This is a genomic window from Thermodesulfobacteriota bacterium, assembly GCA_039028315.1.
GTDB lineage: Bacteria > Desulfobacterota_D > UBA1144 > Nemesobacterales > UBA2774 > CR02bin9.
The window spans coordinates 1-4,951 of the sequence record JBCCIH010000177.1; the positions used below are offsets into that span (position 1 = coordinate 1).

The window sequence follows — 4,951 nt, forward strand, 5'->3', positions numbered from 1 at the left end:
AGGAGTTGTTATAACAGACTAAGCCCTATATAGTTTGACTATGGATTGCCTAATTTTCCCCTGGATTTAGAATTCCCTTCTAGATATCATTTTCGTATAAAACTAAGATTGATAGGAGATGAGAAGTACGGAGATAAAATGAACAATTTTAAGAAAATTATTAGATCTATAACATTTTCGTTTTTTATACTGATTATAGGCTTTTTAACAATATCAATTGATTCTCATGCACAAGATGATGAGGCAAAAGCCGATCCCAAGCAATATGAGGGTCTGATTGCTGCATTGAATAATCCCGACAAAGAAGTTCAAGTGCTTGCAATCAACAAATTAGCTCAAGCTGGCTATGAACCCGCATTACCATATTTCAATGAGTTCATTAAGTCAGACAATATTAATATAAAAGCAGCAGCTATAAATGCTTTGGTAATAATGGACGAGTTAAATCCTTCCAATATTGAGGTAATTATTAATAGTTTAGATAGTCCAAATAAACGAACAAAATACTACTCTTCTGAAGCTCTTACCGAATACAATAGTTTAAATGGTTCTCAAATCTCTAAAATAATAGCCCTGTTAAAAGATAAAGATGATAAAGTAAGAAGAAATGCAGTAACAATAATTAAGAATAACCCTGATGTTTCGACAATAAATGTATCTCAGATATTAACCTTACTGAATGATGAAAATCCACTAGTAAGAGCATCTGCAGTTTCTTCGCTCGGAGGATTGGAGCAAGCAGGCGTTAATAACATACAGTCAATCTTAGGACTTCTAAAAGATAGTGATGCAAGGGTTAGAGCAAATGCCACAAGTGCAATCGGCGACTTAGGTTCATCATCCAGCAGCTATGCCGGTGAAATAGCATCAATGACTAATGATCCTAATTATTATGTAAGACACGCTGCACTAATAGCACTTGGGAAAATTGGCAATATTAGCATCGATCAGACAAAAGTTGTTATCGATTTCCTTGAGAACGATTATAATCCAATAAGGAACGAGGCCATTGTAGCCTTGGGAAAGATTGGTACAACAAATCCTGAAACTTTAGACACTATAGCATTAGCGTTAAGAGATCCAAACGAAAAAACTAAACGTGGTGCCATTATTGCGCTAGCTAATGTTCGCGAGGGCGCTGGCCACAAAATTGATGATCTGACTATCTTATCAGACAATCCAGATCCCGAGGTAAGAAAGCTAGTTCTTAGAGCACTAGGGAATATGGGGGAGGCCGGCAAGACCAAGGCTTTTGTAGTATCTAATGCACTTAAGGATCCCGATGACAGTGTAAAACTTACTGCAATGAAGGTATTAAGACAAATGAATGATCCAATTGGAAATTACACTCAAGAACTATTTGAAATGCATAAGAGCAGTAATGACTTAGCTCGAATAAAGGCTTCAGTCACTTTAGGTATGGCAGGAGAAAAAGCAGCTCCGCAAATACCACAGCTTGTCGAACTTTTATCTAGTAACAAAAGTGAGTTCAGAGGTATAGCTGCATCAACATTAGGGAGGTTAGGAGAACATGCCAAGCCAGCACTTCCTATGGTTGAAGAGCTTCTATCTAATGATAACCCGGTAATCCGCTCTTCAGGTCTTAAGGCGCTTAAAAAAATGGGCCCGAATGCTGCTGGGCAAATTGATAATATTATGCTGCTCCTTGATGACGAAGACCGTGATGTACGTGCTGAAGCTGTCCTAGCACTAGCTAATACAGGTTCTCTTAATGACGAACAAATTGCTAAAATTGCCGGGCTGTTAAATGATCAAGACAAGAGGGTCATATACAGTGCGGCCCTAGCCATAAAGGAAATCGGTCCACAAGCTGCTCAATATTCTCCTCAAATTGCAGATCTTTTAAATGATCCTGACGAACTCATAAATAGAACCGCCTTAATGGCGCTTGCAGAATTAGGCCCTGAGGCAGTAGAGCAGTCGCCCAAAATTGGAGAATTTATTTCTAGTCTAAGAGGTGACCAAAATGCAAACATGGTAAAGCTGTCTCAGGCGTTGCAAACTTTGGGAACAATGGGTAATGCAGCTAATTCTCAGGGTCTTATAGTAGCTCAGCTCTTAAATAGTGATAATCCTTCTGTGAGATCAAATGCACAATATGCAATAGAGAACATGTCGCCTCTAGATAGCAAGTCCGTGTTAATAATACTTTCTTCGATCTATACTCTTCCATCTAATCAAATTCAAAATAAATTGCTCGCTCATCAGGCGGCAGGCGGAGATGAAAAATCTGAAATTCTAATCACATGGATAGGTAGCGATGACAAAGATTTATCAAAGATTGATATTGAAAACAGCACGCTAACTTTAACCACACTATTAGAAGCTTGGGAATTCACATCTTCACAAAAAGAAATGAGAGATGATCTTATAACTGCAATACTTTATGTAAGTACAAATTCCAAATGGTCAAAGCAAAATATAGATACTCTAAAAAAGGCTGAGGCAACTCTTAGCAAAGGTGGTTTTAGTGACCAAGCTAATGAGATAAACTCTAAGATAAATGAAATTGATGGATAGTTAGTATAGGTTCTAAATTTGATAGTCTTTGATAAAATTATTTTATTTCAGGTATCATTACCCAACTTTTATCACCCACACCAAAGCTGAGACTTAGTATCTAGTCATAAGTCTGGGCAGTTTCAGGAAGCTATATGTTCGGCAAAAAGATATATTACGGCTGGTACATAGTTGCAGCGTCACTTTTAATAATCATCCTAGATGGGCTTTTACTCTATTCCTTCGGGGTTTTCCTGCCTTACATAAATGATGAGTTTGGATTTACTAGAACCGAAGGATCGGCGCTTTTCTCTTTTAGGTCAATTATAGCAGCCCCCGGTTTCATTATTGCCGGAAGGCTTATAGACAAATATGATCCCAGAGTAGTTATATTTGGCGGTGGCCTACTGGCTGCTGTTGGCATGATACTTTCAGGTTTCGCTCAAAACACATGGCAGCTAATACTCTTCTACAGCGTTTTTGTCGGTTTAGGCGATACAGTTTTATACATTACTTGTGTAGCAGTTGTCAGCAGATGGTTTACAAAGAAAAGAGCATTTGCAATAGGAATCATTACAACAGGAGTTCCTTTAAGCGGGCTTCTTACAAACCCACTTACGGCATCACTAATTAATAACCTGGGTCTAAGGCCAGCATTTATTGCGCTGGGCATAATAATGGTATTAGCGCTTTTGGCAGCTTTTGTGATGAGGGGATACCCTAAGGATTTAGGACTCTTGCCTTACGGTGAAGAGGACAATGGTAACAAAGAGAATGATGACAAAGCTGGGGTTCAAAATAGCAAGAATCAAGACTGGACTGCACTTGAAGCAATTTCAACACCGTTTTATTGGATTATGTACTTTATGTTTGTATTTGCTTTTATTACATTTCTCATCATCGTCACTCAGTTTTACAACTTTGAGATTGATTTAAAGATTTCTGCTCTTGCGGCCGCAGGCCCCCCTGCTGCAATCGGGCTAGGAAGTATTATAGGAAGAACAATACTTACTTCTCTCCTCTCTGAAGTGCTTGACTACAAAAAGGTTCTATTTGTTTGCCTCGTGGCTCAAGGAAGCTCTATATTCATTCTTCTTTCCTTTGACAAGATCTGGGCATTTTACCTATTTGGCCTGTTATTCGGATTTTTCTACAGTGCCTGCATACCGATCTTCCCTACTATTCTGGCGCGGTTTTTTGGCTTAAAAGCTATGGGAACTATCTATGGAATATTTGGAACTGCGTATTCAATAGCAGCAATTGGCGCTCCGCTGCTTGCTGGATATGTCTTTGATATAACCGGAAGTTACTATTATCCGTTCCTATTTGCCATATTATGTGCTTACTTAGCTGCCGCGGCAGCACTGTTCTTAAAACAGCCGACAAAAAAACCCGTACAAATTGAAACAGAATAAGATATACAAAAACTTTAGTGCTAAGATAAGTCTATGAGCAAGGAAGTATTAGAGTTAGTTAGAACCCAGGGAAACAGCGCTTTTCGGTCAATAACAAAAGAGCTTTATTTAAACCATAGCGGTCAAAAAAATAAAACCGATATAAGTAATATCCTTAAACCCTATCCCGATCTTTTAGAGCATGAAATACTCCAAGTTCTTATGGACAGCAAGTTTTCCAGCACACAAGAGGAAAGCGGCAACAAAAATATGCTATCTTTAGTTGCCAACTTGATCGTGTTAGGACAATCTTCAAAGATCCAAGACGCAGTTTTTGAGTCAGAAGCTTCTTCTTACTTTAAGTTAGGACATACTAGGGTCAATTTTAGAGCTATCCCAAAAGCTCTACTTAGAAAATCTAAAGATAACGAAATAAAAGAGATTAAAGAAAAAAAAGGGGCCATAATCTCTAAACTAAATGAGCTTTATTTAAGACAATATGCATATTTGCAAAAAGATTCCTACGAGCTCGGATTTAAAAACTATCTTACGCTTTATGAGTTAACACAAGATCACGAAAGCTCAGATTTGATAGAGCATGCAAAAGAGTTTATAAGAGACACGGAATATATATCCAAAGATCTGCTAAGTTGGTATCTAGATAAAAAAATGGATATCAAGCTAAAAAACGCAGACTCAGAGAATCTATTTTATCTAATAAACTCTTTTGAATTGAAAAAAGCGCTGCCCAAATTAAATACTCACTCTCTCGCTAAAAAAATACTAGATAAAAACAAAATTGAACTGCCTGCAGTGATCAAGTTTGATACAGAAAAAAGAGGCGGCCATGTGCTAGGCAGCATCCCATATATATACGAGCCGGGCGTTGAGATGATAGTATCAACTAACCTTCTAGGGAGCGTCTTTGATTATGAATCTTTCTTAGAAGCATTTGCATGCTGTTTATCTTACAGCTTTACAAATCGTGATGATTATTTTGAATACGCTCATCTTAGAAATAACACTCTCGTTGAAAC

The 4,951-nt window shown here is 37.9% G+C and carries 3 protein-coding genes; all 3 read left to right on the top strand.

The genetic code is table 11. The features are described 5' to 3' along the window. The first annotated feature begins 138 nt into the window (after positions 1–138). Positions 139–2,541, top strand: coding sequence for a HEAT repeat domain-containing protein (locus AAF462_10030; GenBank protein ID MEM7009458.1), 2,403 nt, complete (start codon positions 139–141; stop codon positions 2,539–2,541). A 134-nt stretch (positions 2,542–2,675) separates the two neighbouring features. Beyond that, on the top strand, positions 2,676–3,935 hold the full coding sequence (locus tag AAF462_10035) for an MFS transporter (protein ID MEM7009459.1): 1,260 nt from the start codon (positions 2,676–2,678) through the stop codon (positions 3,933–3,935). 33 nt (positions 3,936–3,968) lie between these two features. Continuing rightward, the coding region (locus tag AAF462_10040; GenBank protein ID MEM7009460.1) for a hypothetical protein at positions 3,969–4,951 on the top strand (983 nt) is incomplete at its 3' end.